The sequence below is a fragment of the Luteibacter yeojuensis genome (assembly GCF_011742875.1).
GTDB lineage: Bacteria > Pseudomonadota > Gammaproteobacteria > Xanthomonadales > Rhodanobacteraceae > Luteibacter > Luteibacter yeojuensis.
Genome location: NZ_JAAQTL010000001.1, coordinates 3,026,577 through 3,047,490, shown reverse-complemented (window position 1 = coordinate 3,047,490; position 20,914 = coordinate 3,026,577). Strand labels below are relative to the sequence as shown.

Here is a 20,914-nt window from a genome sequence, read left to right as displayed (position 1 = left end):
TCGCTAAACACATAAAGGAAACCGTACGATGTCCCGAACGACTGCAATCGCGCCCGACCAGGTACCGGCCGATTCGAAACCGACCCTCGATGCCTTCACCAAGAACATCGGGTTCACGCCGAACATGATGACCGTTTTCGCGCAAAGCCCGCTGGCGTTCAACGCCTGGGCCACCCTGCTCGGTTCGCTGAGCAAAGCGCTCGACGTGAAGACCCGCGACAGCATCGGGCTCGCGGTGTCCGAAGTGAACGGTTGCAACTATTGCCTCGGGGTCCACAGCTTCACCGCCGGGCACATGGCCAAGCTGCCGCCCGACGAAATCATTCTTGCCCGCAAGGGGCACGCGACCGAGCCGAAGCGCGACGCCGCGGTCCAGTTCGCACGCAAGGTCATCGCGTCGCGTGGACAGGTCGCCGACGCGGACCTGAAAGCCGTTCGGGATGCCGGGTACACGGAAGCGAACATCATCGAGATCATCGCGTTGGTGGCGATGTACTCCCTGACGAACTTCTTCAACAACGTCTTCGATCACGAGAAGGATTTTCCGATCGTTGCCCCGGCAGGATCGATCTGACGGTCGTCACATGAACATCCTCCATATCGATGCCAGCCCGAGGGCCGAATCGCACAGCCGGAAGTTGTCGGCGGCGATCGTCGAAAGGCTCCTGGACGTCTCGCCGGGCGCGAGCGTCACCCGGCGCGATTTCGCCATCGATCCGGTGCCGCATGCGTGGTCGGATTACGCGACGGCCTTGTCGTCGCCGACGACCCTGGCGGATCCTCCGCCCGGGTCGCTGGACTTCTCGGAGTCGCTTATCCGGGAAGTCGAGGCGGCGGATGCGGTCGTCATCGGAACGCCCATGCACAATCTCACCGTTCCGTCGGTACTCAAGGCATGGATCGACCAGGTCCTTCGAGCGACCCGCACCTTCAGGTCCACGCCGATGGGGAAGGTGGGCTTGCTCCAGGATCGCCCCGTGTTCATCGCGATCGCCTCCGGGGCGATCTTCTCGGGTGAAAGGGCGAACCAGCCCGATTTCCTCACCCCATACCTGTCGGCGGTGCTGGGAAGCATGGGGCTGCAAACCGTCCACTTCCTCGCCGTGCAAGGCACGGCGTTCCTGGATGACGGGCAAGCCGCCCTGGCGAGGGAAGAAGCGCTGGCGACGGTGGACTTCGCGATTCCGGCTTAATCGGATCTGGCGGTGGCTGCAACCACCGCATAGCTGTCCTGTTGCAGCAGGTCGACCCCACCGTTCCAGCTCGAGGCATCCGCGAAGGCGGTGTAGCGGTATCGCACACTCTGAGACTGGGGAGTCGTACATTTGTACAATGTCCGACCCGATTCCCATGATCCGGCCCCATAAGGGGCGTGGCGCAGCCTCCAATCCGGAGGGTCGCTTCGAATCCACGCGCCATCAGGCAGAAGACGACGGCTGGTACCGCGAGGACGACGAGCATCGCCCGGAGACCGAGGTGCGAGAGGAACTCGCGCGAAGCGTCATCACGCGGAACGATTCCCCCGACGTGGCCTTCGAACAGGCCACCAATCCCTATCGTGGCTGCGAGCATGGTTGCATCTACTGTTTCGCCCGCCCGTCGCACTCGTACCTCAACCTCTCTCCCGGTCTCGACTTCGAGACGAAGCTGTTCGCCAAGACGAACCTGGAAGAGATCCTGCGCGGGGAGTTGTCGAAGCGGAACTATGTATGCAAGCCGATCAACATCGGCAGCAACACCGATCCCTACCAACCGATCGAGAAGAAGTGGCGCCTGACGCGGGCGGCGCTGGCGCTGCTCAACGAGTGCAACCATCCGTGCACCATCGTGACGAAGAACGCGCTGGTGGAACGCGACCTCGACATTCTCGCCCCCATGGCGCAACGCAACCTGGTGCAGGTGTTCGTTTCGATCAATTCGCTGGACAACAAGCTGGCCGCGAAACTCGAGCCGCGCGCCACGGCGCCGCATCGGCGTATGAAGGCGGTGGAGACGCTGGCGCAGGCCGGGGTTCCCGTGGGGGTCCTCGTCGCGCCGATCATTCCGGCGCTCAATGAGCGTGACCTCGAAGCGATCGTCGAGCAGGCGGCGGCCCGTGGTGCGAAGGCGGTGGGGTACACCTGCGTTCGCCTTCCTCACGAACTGAAGCAGCTGTTTCGCGAGTGGCTTGACCTGCATTATCCCGAACGCGCCGCGCACATCATGAGCCTGATTCAGCAGATGAACGGTGGCAAGGATTACGACAGTAACTTTGCGACGCGCATGCGCGGGCAGGGTGTGTTCGCGGAGATCATACGCAAGCGGGTGCAGGTGGCGTGCCGCAAGGCGGGCCTGCATCGTGCCTGGGATGTGGTGCTCGATACGTCGTGCTTCGTACCGCCGCGGGTCCGTTCGCCACAAGGGGAGTTGTTCTAGGTTAAGTGGAAGAATTGGGCGCGAACCGCGATCTCGCCCTCACGGTCGGGCGCATAACCTCGCCGCAACGCTACTCCCCAGGCGCGAGGTGCGACGATGAACGACGACGACGCTTCCACGCTCCGTCGCGACTTCCTGCGACAGGGCCTCGCCACGCTCGGCTGCCTCGGTGTGGCCGGCGTAACGGGCGGCTGGTTACCCGGTGGTGCGGCACGCGCCGCGGATGCGTCCCGGGGAGAAGGGTTCGTGAGGGCACGCCGCGAGCTGATCATGTTTCACGGTCAGTCCAATGCTGTGGGCACCGGCGGAAACCCCGCGTTGACGCTGCAGGAGATATACGCGAACGTCACCTTCAATGGCGGCGTGCGTCCGGGCACCGATCCCGCGGCGATGACCAGCCTCGTGCCGCTCGTGGAATACGACGGCGGCCACGGCACCGGCGGAGAAGTGGGCACCAATGCCTGTGCCGACGGGCTCGTGGAATACGCCGCCGCATCCGCCGGCATTCCCTTTGCCGCGCAGTTCAGCCAGTACAGCGCCTTTACCAGCGCGGAAGGTGGAAGGCCCATCGGCTATTTCTCCAGCTTCCTCGACGACAGCAACCTGGGCGGATACCAGGGTTGGACGAACAGCCAGATCAGGCTGCGGAACATGATCGCGCTGATGCGTGCGGAGGCGACGGCTCGCACCGCCAACTTCAGCTGGCTGGCCACCACGTGGCAGCAGGGCGAAACGGATTCCACGGGTCTCACCGAAACGCGCAGCAGCTACGCCTCCAAGCTGACCAGGCTCGAACGCGCGCATTGGCTGAAGCTCTGCCAGGTGTTGATACCCGAACAGGCATGGCGACCGCTCTGGCTCGTGGCCCAGGTATGCAGCCATAACAGTTACGGCAGCGGCAGCATGGCCTTCTGCAACCCTTTCATCGCACTGGCGCAGCGCGATGCCTGCCTCGCCAGCGCGTCGATGCGCATGGTCAACCCGCAGTATCTTTTCGACTACTTCGACGAGTCGGCGCTCGGGCAGCCGATGCTGCACCTCACCAACGAAAGCCACCGCTGGCAGGGGCGCTACTTCGCGCGCGCCATCCACCAGCTCATCCAGGACCGTCTGGCCGGCGCGCCCTTGCGCCGTCCGGCGGTGGACTTGATTTCCGCCATGGCCTGGGGCGCGCGGACCCTGTTTGTGAAGTTCAACGTTCCGACCGGCGGCCTCGTACTGGATACGACCTGGGTCGCGCCAACACGGAACTACGGGCTGGACATACGCGATGCCGGCAACGCCATCGTTCCCGCGGGCATCGGGGACGACAACCTGATCGCGGACGTGATGGTCGTCGGGAGGGACATGTTACGGATCACCCTGAAAACGGAGCTACCCGATACGGCGACGAAGCTAACGGTCGGCTGGGGCGATCCGGCGGAGCCCGCCTCCGTCGCCGGCCGCATCGGCGGGCCGCGAAGCAATATCCGCGATTCCGCCGGCGACGCCGATGTCTATACGGCGAGCGACGGCACGTTGCGGCCCATGCACAACTATGCGCTGGTCGGCGAGACAGACATTCTATAGGTTCAGCGATGTCCTTCGATGGGCAACGTGTGTCGGCACGACGAGCCTGCCTTACAATGCCGCGTCTCACGCCGGGAGCCCAAGGTGACCGATACGACGCTTCCGTTGTTCAACCGCCTGAAAGAGCGCCTGGCCTCGTCCCCGGCCTCTCTCCCCTCGATTCCGTCGCTGGCCTCGGCGGCGGGACTTAGCGAGGAAGAGACAGCGGCCCTTGTAGCCGAACATGCCCAGCTGAAACCCGCGGCCTGGATGGAACGGGAAAGAATCGGCTTCGCCACACGCCTGCTGCTCGATCGGGAGAGGTCGGCCACCTCCATCGCCGAGAGCGCGGGGTTCGCCACCGACGCCGGCTATCAGCGCGCCTTCAAGCGCCGCATGGCGATGACACCCGGCGATTACCGGGAGGCATTGCGAACGAGTCGCTTCCAGCTGCGGTTGCCTCGCGGGTATCGCAAGACCGAGGTGCTCGCTTACCAGGGGCGCGATCCCCAAGGGCTCGCCGAACGCGTCGAAGGCGCGTGCATCCACAAGGCGCTGATGACGGCCGATGGCCCCGCCATCCTGCATCTCGACCTCTCGGGTACCCATGTCGATGCGTCGATCGACAGTACACGCAAATTAGGTCGGCACAGTGTCGCCAAGCTCCATATGGACGCGCTCAAGATACTCGGCCTGACCGGAGACGCGATGGCGTTCGAGCAGGCCCATCCAGGGCTTGTCGAGGGCCGCCGGGGGCTTCGCGTACCGCTCATATCCACCGCCTTCGACGCGCTCTGCTGGGCCATCGTCGGCCAGCAGATCAATCTCGCCTTCGCGGGTAGCCTGCGGCGCCATCTCATCGAGGTGGCCGGAACGCCTGTCGGGTCGATGAAGGTGCATCCCACGCCCGAAGCCATCGCCCGCCTCGATCCGTCCGACCTGACATCGCAACGCTTCTCGCGTGCGAAGACCAAATACCTGCTGGCCGCCGCGCAAGCCGTCGCTTCGGGTGCGCTGGAGATCGAAGATCTGTGGCGCGGCTCGGCGATCGAGGCCGAGGCAAGGCTTACGGCCCAGCATGGTGTGGGTGTCTGGACCGCCCGCTATGTGCTCATGCGCATCGGCTTCGGCGACTCGGCACCGGTCGGGGATAGCGGTCTCGCCACCGCGCTGCAACGCCTGCACGGGCTGGCATACCGACCCGACGCAACGGAGACGGCGAAACTCATGGACCGATATGCGCCGTGGCGAAGCCTTGCAAGCATGCACTTGTGGGCATCGCTGCACGGTTGAACGAGACACCGGCGGATACCGGCCATGCGCGGCGTGCCTTCCGTACGAGCGCGCAGCGGAAGGCACGCTAAGCCTGGACCCTCACTCAGGCGACAAGCGCCGGTGCCGCCGGAAAATCGACCGGCACCTTTGTCACCGAGTGCAGGTAATTGCTGATGGTCTTGTCGCCGACGGTCACGACGACGTCGACCAGGTTTTCCTTCGTCCACCCGGCGGCGAGGAATGCATCGAGCAGCGCATCGCCGACCTTGCCGCGCTGGACCACCATGGCCTTCACCAGCTGCGCCAGCGCATCGAGCTTCGGGTCGAAGCTGGCGCGTCCCCCGCGGATCTCGAGCACCTGCGCATCGGTGAATCCGCTCATCTTGCCGACCATGGTATGGGCGGCGAGGCAGTATTCACAGCCATTCACCTGGCTCACGACGAGGTTCACCACCTCGCGTGCCTTACCGGTAATGCTGTTCTTCGCGTTCTGCAAGGCGAGGTAGCTGCCGAGCGCATGCTCGGAATGTGCGAACGTCGCGTACAGGTTCGGCACCATGCCGACGCCCTTCTTCAGGTTGTCGAACAGGGCCTGGTTGGCCGGCGAGACGTCATCGCGGGTCGGGACGTTGATACGTGACATGGTGTTCTCCTTCATTATTGGGCCGAATAGCCGCCGTCGACGGCGACGACCTGACCGGTGAGGTACGCGGCCTTGTCGTCGGCGAGGAAGACGATGGTCTGCGCGATTTCGTCGACGGATGCCGCTCGCTTTGCGGGAATCATGGCGAGGAAGCCCTGCTTCGCCTCCTCGTCGTTGCCGACGAAGCGGTCGAGCATGTCGGTGGCGACGGGACCCGGCGCGACGGCATTCACGCGGATACCGAGGGCGGCACCTTCGAGGGCCACGGCCTTCGTCATGCCCTCCACCGCGTGCTTGCTGCCGACATAGACAGATGCACCCGCGATGCCGACATGTCCGGCGACCGACGAGACGTTGACGATGGCACCGCCGCGCTGCTGCTGCATCGCGCGCATTTCGTGCTTCATCGACAGCAGCGTGCCAAGCACGTTGGTGGAAAACGTGTTCTCGTAGTTGTCCACGGTCTGGTCGGCGACCGGCCCCAGCTGGCCCTCGGTACCGGCGTTGTTCACGGCGACGTCGAGGCGTCCGAAGCGGGCGATGGTCTGGTCCACCATGGCGCGGACATCTGCCTCGTACCGCACGTCGGCACGGATGAATTCCGCTTCGTTGCCCATGGCACGGAGTTCCGCGGCGAGGGCCTGGCCTGCCTCCTCGCGGCGGCCGCTGACGACCAGGCGAGCACCCTCCTTCGCAAAGGCCAGGGCCGTGGCGCGGCCGATGCCGGTGAGAGCGCCGGTGATCAGGACGACTTGGTGATTCATGAGGGACTCCGTGATTAGGGGTATTCGTTGGAGCGAACTTTGATTCATTCCTCGGCACGAAACTAGAAGGCGCAATGTCATATCATTAAGTCCGCATGGGAATAAAAGAGGCGAGCCGTGGACAAATTGCAGGCCATGCAGACCTTCGTACGGGTGGTGGAGGCGGGGAGCTTCTCCGCTGTGGCGAAGGAATCCGGCGGCACCCAGAGCGGTGTCAGCAAGCAGGTGGCGGCCCTGGAGCACGAACTCGGCGCCAAGCTGCTCGCCCGGACCACGCGTTCGCTGGCGCTTACCGAGGAAGGTGAGCGGTACTTCGAGCAGGCACGCCGGCTGGTCGCCGAGATCGCCGAGGCGGAAGCGGCGCTGGACAGCGGTCACCAGCAACTCAAGGGCTGGCTGCGCGTGGCCGCTTCGGTGGGTTTCGGCCGGCTGAAACTCATGCCTCTCGTGCAGAGCTTTCTTGCGGAGCACCCAGGGGTGAAGATCGATCTCAAGCTCAGCGATGGATTCATCGACCTTGTCGAACGCGGCATCGACGTGGCGGCGCGCATCGGCGACCTGGCCGACAGCAGCCTGGTCGCCCGCCGCGTGGGTCAGTCCACACGCGAGGTGCTCGCCCATCGCGATTACGTCCGCCGGTTGCCGAAAGGCGTCGAGTCGCCGCGGCTCCCCGAAGATCTCCTGAACCACAATTGCATCGTTTACACAGGCACCCGCATGCACAGCGCATGGCGCTTCGTTGCCGGGCCGGGCGCACCGGAACCCGTGGGCACCGAGCGTCGCGTGGCGGTATCGGGAGACCTGCAGACGGACAGCAGCGAAGTCGTGAGGGCCGCCGTGCTGGCAGGCATGGGTGTGTGCTACACGCCCACCTGGCTGTTCGACGACGAGATCGCGCGGGGCGAAGTCGTCCGGCTCATGCCGGATTGGTCGATCCCATCGCCCATCCACATGGTGAGTCCGCAGGAACGGCGGTATTCGGCTAAGGTGCGGGCCTTCGTCGATCATGTGGCGGCGGCGTTCGAGACCGGCGACTAGCGCCCGGTGCCCCGCGTAAGCGCTTACGAGTACGAGAAGGTTTGCGGCGAGACTTTGCGCACATTTAGTGGACTTGACAACTAATCTCGAAACCGATGTCATGGTCCACAACAGCCGGGGGGCAAGGGAATGCAACGGGACGAGCCGATCAGTGCGCATACGCAGGCGGGTAAATCCAATGGCGCAGTGCGCCTGCTGACGTTTCCCGAAGGATTGGCGGAGCAGCTGGCGCACTGTGCGAGCGATCGCGTCTCCGAATCCATGTCGGACGCAACGATCATGCCTCGCGACACGGTTCACCGCGTCCGCTCCAGCATCAACGACAGCGGTGCCATCGAAATCCTGGGGCCGATCGTTTCCGTTCAACGGATCCCCCACGATGCAAGGACGGCGCTCGCACGGGACGACTTCTTCGGGCTTCCGGAAGACCAGCGCCACGTCGGGCCGGTAAAGATCCTCGTCGCGGACAAGGGCGACATGAGGGTTTTCGTCGAGGCCATACCCGGTCACATCGCAGCATCATGCCTTGTCGAAAGGGGCCACGCGGCAATCGTGCCGAGCGAATTGGCCGCGTACCGCGTCGAAACCGGCCACGACTACGTCGTCGTGCGCGCCTTCCTGTGAAAGGCGCCGCGACCGGCTCCGTCGGTCTGTTCGACGAAGTCGACCTGCCCACGTTCCTCGCACGTTATTTCGAGCGCGAGGCGCTGTTCGGACGATCGTCGCTTACCGTCGAGCTTTCGATCGACGAGGTCATGGAACTCCTGCCCGTCGCGATGGCGAATGGGGGCGTGCGCGCCATCCACCCGGGCGTGGGGGCCGAGGGCCTGGCGAAAGCGGATCTTCTCGATCGCTTCGGTGGACACGCCGATGCCGCAGGTTTCCGCGCACTGTTCGCGGAGGGGCAATTCTCTTTCGCCATCCAGGGGCTGGAATTGCACGTGCCCGCGTTGGCAAGTGCTTGTGCCAGGCTTGCTACCTTGTTCGGCTATCGCTTCGATGTCACCGCCTTCCTTTCGCCGCCGCGCACCGTGGCAACGCGGCCGCACTACGATCGAAGCGAGGTCTTCGCCCTGCAGCTCCACGGGCAGAAGCGTTGGGATCTGTTCGAGCCCGTGGATCGCCTGCCCGCCCACCGAGCAAGGCAACGCACGGTCGACGTCGACGCCGCGGTTCCCCGGGCGACGAAACATCTGACCCCGGGCGACCTGCTGTACGTGCCGCGCGGCGTCATTCATCGCGTCGTCAACGAGGACGCGGCGCCATCGCTGCATCTCTCCTTCGTGGGGCTGGTGGACAGCTGGGCCTCGGTTTTCGGCAACGCGATGGAAGCGGCCTATGCCGCGTTGATGGACAGCCCGGAGTGGCGCGCGGCCGTGCGGTGCAGGGAGATGGCAGGCGACATACCGGAGATGCGGTTGCGACAGATGATCGCGTCCTTTTCCTCGCATATGCTGGCAACGATTTCCTTGGGAACGGCCGGTTACCTCGACCACTGCATCAACGACGACGCGCAGGTGCAGCGTCTTGCTGCGGCAAGAAAATCGATCGACCTCCTCGATGGACCGGGTTCGGGTCTGGTCGTGCGGCTCAGCGGCGCACACTTCCTGGAAAGGTACGGCGATGCGTACACGACGAACGTGTCGACGGACGGGGACCGCTTCTATCCGGTCGCCAGCACGCTGCTGGAGGCCTTGCGCGGAGGACCGAGACCGTTGGAAGAGCTCGTCTCGCGTACGTCCTGCAGCGACGAGGAATTCCTTCGATCGATGACGGTGCTGATCCGCGATACCGGCGCCGCCTCGCTCGACATGGCCACCATGGATTCCGCGTGATGGATATGCCCATTACAGCGTCGCCGCGAAGAGTGGCCCGGAAACGTGCGTTGTTCCTGGTGGTGCCCCTGATCGTTCTCGTTGTCTTCTTCGGCGCCTTCCGCACATCGCGTCACGCGGTGCGCATGGGTGACGTGCAATGGGTGACAGCGGTACGAGGCGGTGCGCGCCTTCCCGTGCAGGCCTATGGCAGCATGACCGCCCTCACCCAGAAGCTCCTCGTGTCTCCCGTCCCCGCCGTCGTCGAGGAGATCGCGGCACCTGCGGGAACGGTCGTCATGAAGAACGACCTGATCATCATGCTCTCCAGCCCTCGAGCAGCGCAGGAGCTCACCCTGGCCGACGCCGCCGTGCAGAAGGCAAGGCTCGAGCTGAAGGAGGCCTTGCTGGCGCAGCGCATGGATGGCATCTCCGAGGCCGACAAGCTGAAGGCCGCCGAATCGGAGGCGTCGCTGGAGGCCAAGCAAAGCGAGGCCATGAAGCCATTGGCCGACAAGGGCATCGTCAGCAAGCTGGAAATGCTGAGACAAGAGGCGAAGATATCCACGTTGCGCCTGCAAGCCGAAAGCCAACGCTCCCGCGTGTCCCTCCTGCGCGAGCTGGATGCGTCGAAGGTCAGCGCGAAGCAGGATGCCGTCGAGCAGGCGGAGGTATTGCAGGCGCAGGCGCGACATAACGTGGACGCCCTGGCGGTACGCGCGGCGATCGCCGGACCCGTGCAGGATGTCTTCGTTTCACTTGGCCAGTCGGTCGCCCAGGGCGAAAAGCTGGCGCAGGTCGCGGATGCAGGACACCTGGTGGCGTCGCTCAAGGTACCGCAGACGCACGCCTCGCAATTGGCCGTGGGCTCGCCCGCTTCCCTCTCGATCATGGGCCGCCAGGTGCCCGGTCATATCGTGCGCGTCGATCCGAAAGTGAAGGACGGTGCCGTGATGGTCGACGTGCAGCCGTTGCGGCCATTGCCGTCCGGGGTGAGGGTCGCGCAGTCGGTCAGCGGCGACATCCAGACCATTTCCGACAGCGATGCCGTGTACCTGCCCAGGAGGGAGGGGATGATTCCTTATAGCAACGCAATCCTTTATGTCCGTGCCGGGCAAGACCTGATGCCTCGTACAGTCCGTTTCGGCGCCGCGAGCGATGCGCAGATCGAGGTCGTGTCCGGGCTCACCGGCGGCGAAGAGATCGCGGCGAATCTTCCGGCGACGGCCGACGCCAGCCGGATCAGGATCGAACGATGACGGCGCTGATAGAACTACGCGATGTCGCCCGCGTCTTCCGTACCGAAACGGTGGAGACCCATGCCTTGCGCGGTGTCTCGATGGATGTCCGAGCGGGGGAGTTCGTCGCCTTGACCGGGCCCTCCGGTTGCGGGAAGTCCACCTTGCTCAACCTGTTGGGATTGCTGGACAGTCCCAGCACGGGTACGTATCGCCTCAATGGCGTCGACGTAGGAAGCATGGGGTTCGACGACCGCGCGAGGGAGCGGAATCGGTCGATAGGCTTCGTGTTCCAGGCGTTTCAGCTCATTCCCGAATTGTCCGTCCTGGATAATGTCATGTTGCCGGCCCGCTATGCGGAGCGCCCTCCCGAACACGCCCAGGACGTCGCGCGGCAACTGCTCGAGCGAGTAGGCATCGCGCACCGTGCAGGCCATCTTCCGACGCAGCTCTCGGGCGGCCAACAGCAGCGTGTCGCCATCGCGCGCGCCATGTTCATGTCTCCGGCCCTGCTCTTGCTCGATGAGCCCACCGGAAACCTCGATGCAGCCAGCGGCAGGGCGATCATGGACCTGGTCGGAGAACTCCACGAGGGTGGAACCACGGTCGTGCTCGTGACACACGAACCGTCTTTCGCCGCCAGGGCGGCCAGGGTGGTGCACCTGCTCGACGGCGTGCTGGAGCACGCGCACTGATGTCCACTCGGCGAGCATGGACGGGTATTGTCGATGCCGCGCGGGCACTCTTGCGCGCCAGGCTTTTCGTGCTCTCGACCGTGGTCACCCTGGCAGTCGTTTTTGCCATATCGGCAACCGTGCTCTCCCTCAACGGCTTGTTCCTGTACAACGCGCTGCCGTACGACGAACCCGGGCAGCTGGTCGATATCCATGCCGACATCGGGACCAAGGACCAGGTATTGCAAGGCAATGCGCGCGGGTTCGCGGACGCCTGGGCGAATGCGGCATCGTTCGCCGGGCAATTCGCGGTAGCGGCATCTTCCGGTGGCCGGCTGCGATTGGCCAGCAACGACGAATACATCGGCTATGGAAGTGTCGGCCCGGGATATTTTCGGATGCTTCATGCTTCCGCCCTTGCCGGACGAACCCTGGACGAGCTGTCGCCGGAACTATGGCGGTCGCGCGTTGCGGTGATTTCGCACGATCTGGCGCGCCGGGCCTTCGGCGAGGGGCGCGCCGTCGATGGCGTGATCCGGCTGGACGGGTTCGATTACCGGGTCGTCGGCGTCATGCCGGACGACTTCGTGTCGCCGAAATCGCTGGCGGGAGACAGGGAAGATCTCTGGATCCCGTTACCGGCCGCGCCACAGGGAGCAGCGGCGTGGAACGGATTCTCGAACAGCCTCGTACTGCTCGGCAGGCTCGCCCACCCGTCGGACGCCGCCGCGGTCCAGGCGACGCTCGATACCGTGACCTCGCGGTTGACCCAGGGCGATGCCAAGGGGATGCTCCCCGAGGGGACCGTTGTCACGCCCGTGCTGGTGCCGCTGCGTGACGCCATCGTCGGCGATACCTACCGCGGCGGGCTTCTCATGCTCGGCATCACCGCGTGTCTCGTCATCCTGGGGCTCTCCATCGTAGGTACGATGCTGGTCGCCCGCATGGCCGCACGCCGCTCCGTCATCGCCACCCACATGGTCTTGGGCGCACGCAAGGCATCCGCCAGGTGGCTCGTCTGGGCCGAAGTGCTGATTCTCGTCGTCGTCTCGCTGTTTGCCGCAATCCCTCTCAACGGTTATGCGGTACAGGCCGTGAAGGCTCTCGCGAGCGCATCGCTGCCGCGCCTTTCCGAGCTTTCGCCGGGTATCGGATACCTGTTGTTCATGGCGTTGGTGGCGCTTCTTTCCGGCCTCATCGCGGCGTCGACGCCCCTTCGTGGCCTTGGCCGGAGTTCCCTTTCCCTCGAGTTGGCGGGAGGAGCCAAGGGGTCGGCGGGGGGAAGCCGCTTCCGAGGACGAGCCATCGTCCTGGGTGTGCAGTTCTTCGTGATAGCAGGCGTGCTCTATCTCGGCGGCATCGTGCTGGTCGATTCCGTCAGGCGGCTGACCGCTTCGGTCGGCTACCGGGAAGAAGGCTCGTCGTATGTGCAGCTCTTCTTGCCAGCCGACCAACGCGACGGCACGTCCAAACGGGACGTCATGCAGCGGTTGAAAGAGCGCTTCGTCGCCGAAGGGGCGAAGGACATTGCCAACGTCGACATGCCGACAATATCCCAGGCACTTGCCTTATTCAGGGTGGCGACGGCCACGGGAGCGAACATCGGCAACTTCGCGGTGAACGGCGTCGGCAGATCCTACCTGGAAGCGATGCGGATGAAACTCATGGAAGGTCGTCGTTTCGACGATAACGACTTCCACGATCACGCGGATGCCGTCGTACTCGGTGTTTCGGCCGCCAGGCTCGTCGGCGGTCGCGACTCGGCGCTCGGAAAGCGCATCCAGATCGACGGCAGGGGTTACACCGTCGTCGGGGTCGTGAATGACGTCGTGAACCCCGTCGCGTCGGCTCCGGGAGCAGGGTTGCAGGCATACCTTCCGTACGAATACCCAGACGATGTACCCACGCTCGCCTTCTTCGTCTTCGGGGACATCGCCGGGCAGCCGGAAAAGCTGGCAGGCATCGTAAGAGAGGTCGTACCGCAGGCTGCGATCGACGCCAACGTGCCGACGAAGACCCTGCGCCTGGATGTTGTACGGGAATATAGGGTGAAAGCCGCAGTGTGCGCGGTGCTGGTCCTCCTTGCCATCCTCATGGCAGCGGCCGGCACCGAAGCGGTGGTTCGCTACGTATTCATCGGAACGGCGCGCGAGATCGCGGCCCGCATCGCAGCGGGCGCACGCATCCGCCACCTTGTCGCCGAGCTGACGTCCACCGTGCTGAAGCCGCTCGGGGTTGCGCTCGCGGCGTTCGCGGTCGCGGCGATCGCCGTGGTCACGACGACCACCGTCATAAGCGGTATCGCCGGTCCGCTCGCGGCCGCGTTGGGCGTCGTGGCGTGCGCCTCGTGTCTTGCCGTGTTCGTGATCGTCGCCAGCCGCCTCGCCGCACGACGCTTGATCGAGCGGGGGTATCTCCATCTGATCCACGTGTTGACCTGAAGGAGTAGGAACGTGATCTTCATTCGTCGAATCCCGATCGTCCTCTTCGCGACGGCGTGCATGCTGGCCTGCCTTGCCACGCCGGCGGCCGCGTCGGGCTCCGAACCGATCCTGAAGGAGTACGCGCGGTTCTACCACCCCGTCGCCCTTACGTGGCATCCGGGCGATCCGGAGGTCATCGAGTTCTTCTCGTATAACTGCAACTACTGCTACGCAGCCGAGAAGTCCGTTGCCGTGTTCAAGAAGACGAAGCCTGCGGACATCCGTTTCCAGGCTTATGAAGTTGCCTACGACAATGTGGCCTGGCAGTTGTCCCAGTACGCATTCGCCGCGGCCTCCCTCGCGGGTGTCGAAGAACAGGTACATGCCGATCTCTTCCACCGCTTCAATGTCGACAAGAAGCTGTTCGACACGAAGGCCGACGTCGTGGATTTCTTCCGTTCCGAAGGATTGCTCGAGAAGGTCCAGCCTTACCTGGAATCGGATGCGTCGAAGGATCTTCGAATGAAGATTTACCAGATGGCCGTCGACGCCGAGGTGACGCGGACGCCTACTTTCGTCGTCAAGGGGCAATACGTTGTCTATTGGGGTACGGACCAGGATCCAGGCAAGTTCGCCGATCTGCTGGTGGCCCTGGCGCGCGTGCCTCGGAAGAACTGACCGGAATTCGTCTTGCCGCATTGTGCGGCGAGCCCTCGGAAGAGGGAACTTGGTGCATTACAAGGAGTAACGACGATGTCGATTATCGATAAGCTCAAGTCAAGGCTCAAGGACTCCACCGGCGAGCCGCTGGAATCCATTTCGCAGCCGATGCTGGACCGCATCAGCGAGCGCGTGGCAGGCGGCCAGGTGCCCGTGTGGTGCAAGGCCTCGTGGGGCAGCGGTTGCGACACGATCCAGCAGTCGGTTGCAAGGCCGACGGCCTGAACAAACGGCCGGGGGCGCAAGCGCCCCCGGCACTGGCTTCCAAGGGAGGTGGCTCGTGAATCAGACCGAGATGTCGACCGAATCCGGAAATACGCCCGCGGCGAGGTACGAACGCTCCATGCGGGCGGGCCGCGGCAACAGCCTGCAGATCATCCTGAAGGTGGCGGAGCGATGTAACATCGCCTGCACCTATTGCTACTTCTTCTTCGGCGGGGACGACTCGCACAAGTTCAATCCCGCGTTCATCGGCGACGACACGGTCGACGACCTCGCGGCGTTCGTCGAAGAAGCCATCGAGCGGTATCGACTGGACCTCGTACGCATCATCATCCATGGTGGCGAACCCCTGATGCTGAAGCGGCCGCGGATGGAGCGCCTGCTGGGCGCCATTGCGGCAGCATCGAAAGCCACGCAACTGCAGTTCACCATCCAGACGAACGCCATGCTCGTCGACGAGGCATGGATCGAGCTGTTCGAGCGCTTCAACGTGTACGTAGGCGTGAGTATCGACGGCCCGCGCGAGGCCAACGACACTTACCGCCTGGACAAGCGATCACGAGGCACTTACGACCGGACCATCGCTGGCCTCGAACTGCTGCGCAAGGCACATGCGGATGGACGCATTGCAAGGCCGGGGGCGCTCTGCGTGGTCAATCCGGAACTGGTCGATGCCCAGGTCCTCTACGGACACCTCGTGCGCGATCTGGAATTCCACAACGTCGATTTCCTGCTGCCGGACGATAACCACGATTCCATGCCGGAGCCCCGGAGGGCGGCCTTCCGATCCTTCATGCTGGAACTCTTCGAATGCTACAGGGCGGAAAAGGACGGCCGCGTGACCATACGCTTCTTCAATAAGCTGCTCTACGCGCTGACGATGAAACCATTCTTCGCGTCCGAGCTGCAAAGGTACTTCGCCAGAAAGGACATCGTGTTTACCGTGTCGAGCGCCGGCGACATCGCGCCCGACGACATCCTCAGGATGACCGATCCGCAACTGATGAAGCTCGGACTCAATATTCGGGACGCGACGCTGGCCGACGTTCTTCGCAACGAGCGACTCGACGAGCTGGCTGACGTGACTTACCGGCTGCCTACGGCCTGCGGCGGCTGCGAATGGAGTTCGGTGTGCAGGGGAGGCGATATCTATCATAGGTACCGGCGCGGCACTGGATTCGACAATCCCTCGATCTACTGCGACACGCTCAAGGCGCTCTTCGAGCGCATGGCGGAAACCGCCGTCGACTCGGGGATGCCCGTGGAGGCGATCGACGCGCGGCTGAAGACTCCATTGCCGGTTGTCGCATGAGCGTGGTCGAAAGCAAGCCGGCGATCGAGGCACTCTGCGCCAGTCCGGATGGACTGCCAGTGGGAACCGGGAGCCTTCTTCCGCGAACGCTCGTGGCCGATCCGGCGATGAGGATGCTTGCAGCGGCACTGGAGAAGCTGGACGCGAGCGCCGAGGAAGGAGGCATCCTCGCCTTCATCGAAGCCAATCTCGATCTGCTGGATGGCGAAGCCTCACCCGTCTGGCCCGCGTTGGGCTCTGCGTGGGGCGAGCATGGATGGGGGAACGTGCCGCTGGGCATGGCGTTCTACGTCGCCAGCCTCGGCGGGGTGGGCCGATGGACGTGCACCTTGCCGGTGGGCGGCGGTGCGATCGGATATCTCGGTCCCTGTCCCGTCGTGCTGGAGGGGCGCGTGTCCTTCCGGACCGACGGTCGTCGAATCGATGTTTCCACCCGCGATGGTACACGGACATTCCTGCGTATGGACGGTACCTGGACGAAATCCGACGCAACCGAAGAGGCAGTGCGCATCGGCGGTGCCGCGATCATTCCCTTTGCCATGACGGGGGGATTCGAGGATGTGTCGTTCGTTGGCGGATTATCGCTCGCGTCGTCGCCCATGGGGGAGATCCGGCGCAGCCTGAGCCTCGCCCTCCGCGCCATCGGGTCGGCGTATTCGCGCGGGCTGGCGTGGATGACACCGGTCCTCCGCGGTATCGTACTGGTGGACACGGGAGATGGCACGACCACCAGCGGCAGCAGTTCGAGCCATCCTGGTCTGGTGTACGTCTCACATCCGATCGATGTGCATCACCTGGCCGCCCAGCTCATCCATGAATGCGCGCACCAGTACCTTGCACTGCTCAACGGCCACGAGCGCCTGGTACGCGTGGATTGCAGGGAGACCTTCTATTCGCCGTTCAAGCGTGCGCACAGACCCCTGTACAACGTGCTTCTCGCTTTCCATGCGGCGGTGAACATCAAGCGACTCACCAGCGCGATGCTTCGGGTCGGCTTGCGCAGCGGCTACCTCGAGCAGGAGGATGCCCGACTGGACGGCGAGATTGACCAGATGCACCGCGACATCGCCTCCAGCGAGGGGTGGACGCCGGCTGGCCGTCGCCTGCTCGGCGAACTCGAGCGGGCCATGGCATGAACGCTGGCGAACTTCCCTTCAGGAAAGAGGCCCTCGACCACCGCCGGTCCGCCATGCCGCCGGAGGCGCGGTCGCAACGGCCCCGTCCGGTGCTGGCGCTGGCATCGGCGGCCGTCTGCCTGATCGCGCTGGCGTGGATCGGCATGGTGCCTGCCGCGACCTGCCGGGACTCCCTGGGAAGCCATCCCGTGCGCCTCGCTCGATACCTGTTCATGCCCGGTGGCCAGGCCACGACCTGTGCGCCGCGGCCATGAGACGTCGCCTCCCGATCGTTCACCAGAGCGAGAATGCGGAGTGCGCGCTTGCCTGCGTCGTGATGATCGCCTGGTATCACGGGTACCGGACGGACCTGACGACATTCCGCCACCGTACGGGCATCTCGAACCGCGGGGCGAGCCTTGGCGACCTGTTGGGCATGGCCAGGTTGGCCAGGCTCGATGCACGGGTCGTCAGCGTCGAACCGGAAACGTTGGCGCGGCTGAGGCTACCGGCGATAGCGCATTGGGACATGTCGCACTTCGTCGTCATTCGAGCAGTAGGCCGCAAGGGCGTGGTCGTCCACGACCCTGGCCGGGGTGTCGTGACCGTACCCACGGCAGACATCGGACGGCACCTCACGGGAATCGCGGTGGAGATGGCGCCCGCCGTGGGATTCGTTCCATCCGACGACCATCGCCGGGTGCGTCTTGGCGAGCTGGTGCCGAGCCTGGGGAAGCTGTGGTCGAGTCTGGCGTCGCTGCTGGTGCTGTCGCTCGTCTGCCAGGGCCTGGCGCTGGCCAGCCCGTATTTCTTCCAGGTGGCCATCGACAGGCTCCTGCCCGGTCACGACATGCACGTCCTATGGCTGGCGGGAGGATTCTTCTCGCTGCTGGTGGTCCTGGAATGGGCGCTCCGGTCCTTGCGCAACGTTATCGCACTGGTGCTCAGCCGCCGTCTCACGCTGCAGTTGTATGCCTCGTTGCTTACGCGGTTGATGCGCCTTCCCATGACATTCTTCGAGACACGGAACACGGCGGACCTGCTCGGGAAATTCGACGCCATGGACGAGGTGCGGGCCATCCTCTCGGAAGACGCCGTCGCCATTGCCACCGACGCGCTTATGGTCCTGGTTGGTCTCGCTATCCTCCTGGCGTACGGATCCTTGCTGACATGCAGCGTCGTCGCCGGCGTCGCGGCCTATCTCTGCTATCGCTTCGCCACGTTCTCCCGCTTTCGCCTGGCTAACGAGGACCAGATCTTCCACAAGGTCTCCCAGCGCGCCCATGTGCTCGAAACGGTGCAGCGCATGCAGGCGGTGAAGCTGGCGCAAGCCGAGGAGACGCGCGCGGACGGGTGGTTCCGCCTGCTGACGCGCGATCTCGACGGCGATCTTGCCATCAAGTCGTGGCGCGCCAGGTACATGCACGCTCGTGACGGGTTCTCGGGGGTCGAGACGATCGTGTCGGGGCTGCTGGCCTTCACCGCCGTGCTGCACGGCGACCTGACCATAGGCATGGTCGTGGCGTTCCTGACCTACAAGCGACTCTTCTCCGTGAGCGCCGTGAACCTCGTCGAGGTCGGTTTCAAGGTACGCGTGCTGGGCATTCATCTCGAACGACTTGCCGACATCCTTCGCTATCCCGAGGAGGTCGTGCCGTCCGGAGAGCCGGATCCGGCGCCGGACGACGAACCCGTGCTGGAAGCACGAGGGCTGGCCTTCGCCTACGCGGGTGAGCCGGTCCTGTTCGAGAACCTCGATTTCCGTCTTGCACGGGGAGAACGCCTTGCCGTGGTCGGACCTTCCGGCTGCGGGAAATCCACGCTTCTAAAGACGCTGCTTCGCCTGCACCTGCCGACGACGGGGACCGTGCTTCGCGGATCCACCGCCATGGCCGGGGTATCCCGCGCTGCCTGGCTGAACGGTATTGCCGCGGTGATGCAGGGAGACCGACTCTTTTCCGGCTCGATCCGCGAGAATGTCGCCCTGGGATCCGTCGTCGTCGACGATGCGAGGGTGGCCTGGGCCTGCGGCATCGCCTGCGTGGCCGAGGAGATCGAGGCACTGCCTTTGGGGTATGAATCGCTGGTCGGCGAACTGGGCGTGACGCTGTCGGCCGGTCAGGTGCAAAGGATCATCATTGCCCGCGCGGTCTATCGTCGACCCGTCCTGCTGTTCATGGACGAAGGCACGGCCAACCTCGACTCGCAAACCGAGGCGCGTGTACTCGATAACCTGCGCGCCTTGCGCATGACCATCGTGCACGCGGCCCACCGGAGCCAGGTTGTCCAGGACGCCACGCAGATCCTGGACATGACATTGAGGGAACCCATGGAATTGAGCGCATGAAGAATCCCGCGACGCACGTCCTGTCAGTATTTCTTACGCTCGCCGGCGCCTCCGCCGTGGTGGCCGGCCAGCCAGTGCATCTCGAGCGCGCCAGCGTCAGCACCACCGGGCAGCAAGGCGACCTTTTCTCCGTTCGCCCGGAGCTGCCGGGGGACGGTACGAAAGTCGCGTTCATCTCGATGGCGTCCAATCTTGCCGCCGGTGTCACGGTGCCCGGCATGAGCATCTACCTGCGCGATCCCGTGGCGCATACGACCCGCCTGGCCAGTGCCACGCCCACCGGCGCCCGAGCGAACGCGGCGAGCGTCGATCCCGGGTTTTCCGGAGACGGCCGCTTCCTGGTTTTTTCCTCGAACGCCACGAACCTCGTGGCCGGGCGGACCTTCGGGCACAAGCAGGTGTTCCGCAAGGACATCGCATCGGGCGCCGTCGAGATGGTGAGCATCGCAGCCGACGGCCGCGCCGGTGGGCTCGACAGCGCCAATCCCGTCGCATCGGCGGACGGTTCGCGGGTCGCCTTCATGTCGTTCTCGGCCCTTGCGCCTGGCTGCCGGGAGGGCCAGGCCAACATTTACCTTCGCGACATTCCCCGGTCGGCCACGACCTGCATCAGTACCGGCCTGGACGGTCGGGCGGCCAACGGCCCCAGCCTCCAGCCCGCGATCTCCGGCGATGGACGATTCGTCGCCTTCAGCTCATCGGCCAGCAACCTGGTGGCCCTCGACGGCAACCATGCCGACGACATCTTCGTGCGCGACGTGGAAAAGGGAACGATGCTGCGTGCCAGCGTGGGCTCGCACGGCGAGGAAGCCCATGGGGGGAGCATCGAACCGTGGCTTTCCGGCGACGGTGCGCGACTGGTTTTCAGCTCCTCGGCCTCCAACCTTGTCGATGGCGCGGGTGGCGGCCTGCAACGCGTCTACATAAGGGACCTGCGTGCGAATACCCTGTCCCTCGCCGGTCCGTCGGGATCGCACATCGCCAATGACTGGAGCGGCCAGCCGCGGATATCCGCGGACGGCAACGTGGTGGTCTTCCTCTCGGCGGCCACCAACCTGGACGGCGCCGCCACCGATGGCAGGCGGAACATCTACCGGTGGGACATTCCGCATCAGCGGATCGGTCGCGTCTCGGTGCCCAGGGACGGCGGCGACCTCGATGGGGACTGCTTCCAGCCGGCGGTGTCCGCCGACGGAGGCGTCGTGGCGTTCCGCTCGAATGCCCGGAACCTCGTGCCGGACGATTCGAATCTCACCGACGATGTCTTCGTCGAGGTCCGCTGACATGTCGATGCCCATCCGGATGTCGAATCCGGCCCCGGCCGTTCGACGGAGTGAATAGAGGGTCGTCCTCTGCCATCACGAAC

20 protein-coding genes are annotated in these 20,914 nt (G+C 64.5%); 18 read left to right on the top strand and 2 right to left on the bottom strand.

Translation table 11 applies throughout. The features are described 5' to 3' along the window. Nucleotides 1-28 precede the first annotated feature (28 nt). The 5 genes from HBF32_RS13800 to HBF32_RS13780 all read left to right on the top strand — a co-directional run bounded on the left by HBF32_RS13800 (nt 29) and on the right by HBF32_RS13780 (nt 5,256). Nucleotides 29-574, top strand: coding sequence for a carboxymuconolactone decarboxylase family protein (locus HBF32_RS13800; RefSeq protein ID WP_166700175.1), 546 nt, complete (start codon nt 29-31; stop codon nt 572-574). Between the two features lie 10 nt (nt 575-584). Beyond that, nucleotides 585-1,193, top strand: coding sequence for an FMN-dependent NADH-azoreductase (locus tag HBF32_RS13795; protein WP_166700174.1), 609 nt, complete (start codon nt 585-587; stop codon nt 1,191-1,193). A 157-nt stretch (nt 1,194-1,350) separates the two neighbouring features. Continuing rightward, nucleotides 1,351-2,415 (top strand): PA0069 family radical SAM protein, encoded by a 1,065-nt coding sequence (locus HBF32_RS13790; protein WP_240147839.1) that lies wholly within the window; start codon nt 1,351-1,353, stop codon nt 2,413-2,415. Nucleotides 2,416-2,511: 96 nt separating this feature from the next. Continuing rightward, on the top strand, nt 2,512-3,984 hold the full coding sequence (locus tag HBF32_RS13785) for a hypothetical protein (RefSeq protein WP_166700172.1): 1,473 nt from the start codon (nt 2,512-2,514) through the stop codon (nt 3,982-3,984). An 84-nt stretch (nt 3,985-4,068) separates the two neighbouring features. Then, nucleotides 4,069-5,256, top strand: coding sequence for a helix-turn-helix domain-containing protein (locus HBF32_RS13780; protein WP_166700171.1), 1,188 nt, complete (start codon nt 4,069-4,071; stop codon nt 5,254-5,256). An 85-nt stretch (nt 5,257-5,341) separates the two neighbouring features. Here HBF32_RS13780 and HBF32_RS13775 read toward each other — a convergent pair whose 3' ends face one another. Continuing rightward, nucleotides 5,342-5,881: a carboxymuconolactone decarboxylase family protein gene (locus HBF32_RS13775; RefSeq protein WP_166700170.1), complete on the bottom strand. Its 540-nt coding sequence runs from the start codon at nt 5,879-5,881 to the stop codon at nt 5,342-5,344. Nucleotides 5,882-5,895: 14 nt separating this feature from the next. Then, complete coding sequence (locus HBF32_RS13770; protein WP_166700168.1) at nt 5,896-6,645, bottom strand: SDR family NAD(P)-dependent oxidoreductase; 750 nt, start codon at nt 6,643-6,645, stop codon at nt 5,896-5,898. Nucleotides 6,646-6,762: 117 nt separating this feature from the next. Here HBF32_RS13770 and HBF32_RS13765 point away from each other — a divergent pair, with 117 nt between their 5' ends. The 13 genes from HBF32_RS13765 to HBF32_RS13705 all read left to right on the top strand — a co-directional run bounded on the left by HBF32_RS13765 (nt 6,763) and on the right by HBF32_RS13705 (nt 20,831). After that, nucleotides 6,763-7,683, top strand: coding sequence for a LysR substrate-binding domain-containing protein (locus HBF32_RS13765; RefSeq protein ID WP_166700166.1), 921 nt, complete (start codon nt 6,763-6,765; stop codon nt 7,681-7,683). 129 nt (nt 7,684-7,812) lie between these two features. Next, nucleotides 7,813-8,307, top strand: coding sequence for a hypothetical protein (locus HBF32_RS13760; RefSeq protein WP_166700164.1), 495 nt, complete (start codon nt 7,813-7,815; stop codon nt 8,305-8,307). Then, the gene (locus tag HBF32_RS13755; protein ID WP_166700163.1) at nt 8,304-9,518 is read left to right on the top strand and encodes a JmjC domain-containing protein; all 1,215 of its coding nucleotides are present in this window, start codon (nt 8,304-8,306) and stop codon (nt 9,516-9,518) included. The genes HBF32_RS13760 and HBF32_RS13755 overlap by 4 nt, the downstream gene beginning before the upstream one ends. Nucleotides 9,519-9,550: 32 nt before the next feature. After that, a complete protein-coding gene (locus HBF32_RS19650; RefSeq protein WP_166700162.1) occupies nt 9,551-10,756 on the top strand; it encodes an HlyD family secretion protein in 1,206 nt (401 codons plus the stop codon). Then, the gene (locus tag HBF32_RS13745) at nt 10,753-11,430 is read left to right on the top strand and encodes an ABC transporter ATP-binding protein (RefSeq protein ID WP_166700161.1); all 678 of its coding nucleotides are present in this window, start codon (nt 10,753-10,755) and stop codon (nt 11,428-11,430) included. Before HBF32_RS19650 ends, HBF32_RS13745 begins: the two co-directional genes overlap by 4 nt. A gap of 68 nt (nt 11,431-11,498) precedes the next feature. Beyond that, nucleotides 11,499-13,850 carry an ABC transporter permease gene (locus HBF32_RS13740; protein WP_166700160.1) on the top strand — a complete coding sequence of 784 codons (2,352 nt, stop codon included), beginning with the start codon at nt 11,499-11,501 and terminating at the stop codon, nt 13,848-13,850. 12 nt (nt 13,851-13,862) lie between these two features. Further along, entirely contained in the window at nt 13,863-14,510 is a 648-nt protein-coding gene (locus HBF32_RS13735) for a DsbA family protein (RefSeq protein ID WP_166700159.1), read from the top strand. Nucleotides 14,511-14,585: 75 nt separating this feature from the next. Beyond that, a complete protein-coding gene (locus HBF32_RS13730; protein WP_166700158.1) occupies nt 14,586-14,777 on the top strand; it encodes a hypothetical protein in 192 nt (63 codons plus the stop codon). 55 nt (nt 14,778-14,832) lie between these two features. Further along, nucleotides 14,833-16,086 (top strand): radical SAM protein, encoded by a 1,254-nt coding sequence (locus tag HBF32_RS13725; RefSeq protein WP_166700157.1) that lies wholly within the window; start codon nt 14,833-14,835, stop codon nt 16,084-16,086. A 92-nt stretch (nt 16,087-16,178) separates the two neighbouring features. Further along, nucleotides 16,179-17,222, top strand: coding sequence for an aKG-HExxH-type peptide beta-hydroxylase (locus HBF32_RS19645; RefSeq protein WP_166700156.1), 1,044 nt, complete (start codon nt 16,179-16,181; stop codon nt 17,220-17,222). Further along, complete coding sequence (locus tag HBF32_RS13715) at nt 17,219-17,476, top strand: hypothetical protein (RefSeq protein WP_166700155.1); 258 nt, start codon at nt 17,219-17,221, stop codon at nt 17,474-17,476. The genes HBF32_RS19645 and HBF32_RS13715 overlap by 4 nt, the downstream gene beginning before the upstream one ends. Beyond that, nucleotides 17,473-19,548 (top strand): peptidase domain-containing ABC transporter, encoded by a 2,076-nt coding sequence (locus HBF32_RS13710; protein WP_166700154.1) that lies wholly within the window; start codon nt 17,473-17,475, stop codon nt 19,546-19,548. Before HBF32_RS13715 ends, HBF32_RS13710 begins: the two co-directional genes overlap by 4 nt. Continuing rightward, entirely contained in the window at nt 19,545-20,831 is a 1,287-nt protein-coding gene (locus tag HBF32_RS13705) for a TolB family protein (RefSeq protein ID WP_166700153.1), read from the top strand. The genes HBF32_RS13710 and HBF32_RS13705 overlap by 4 nt, the downstream gene beginning before the upstream one ends. Nucleotides 20,832-20,914 lie beyond the last annotated feature (83 nt).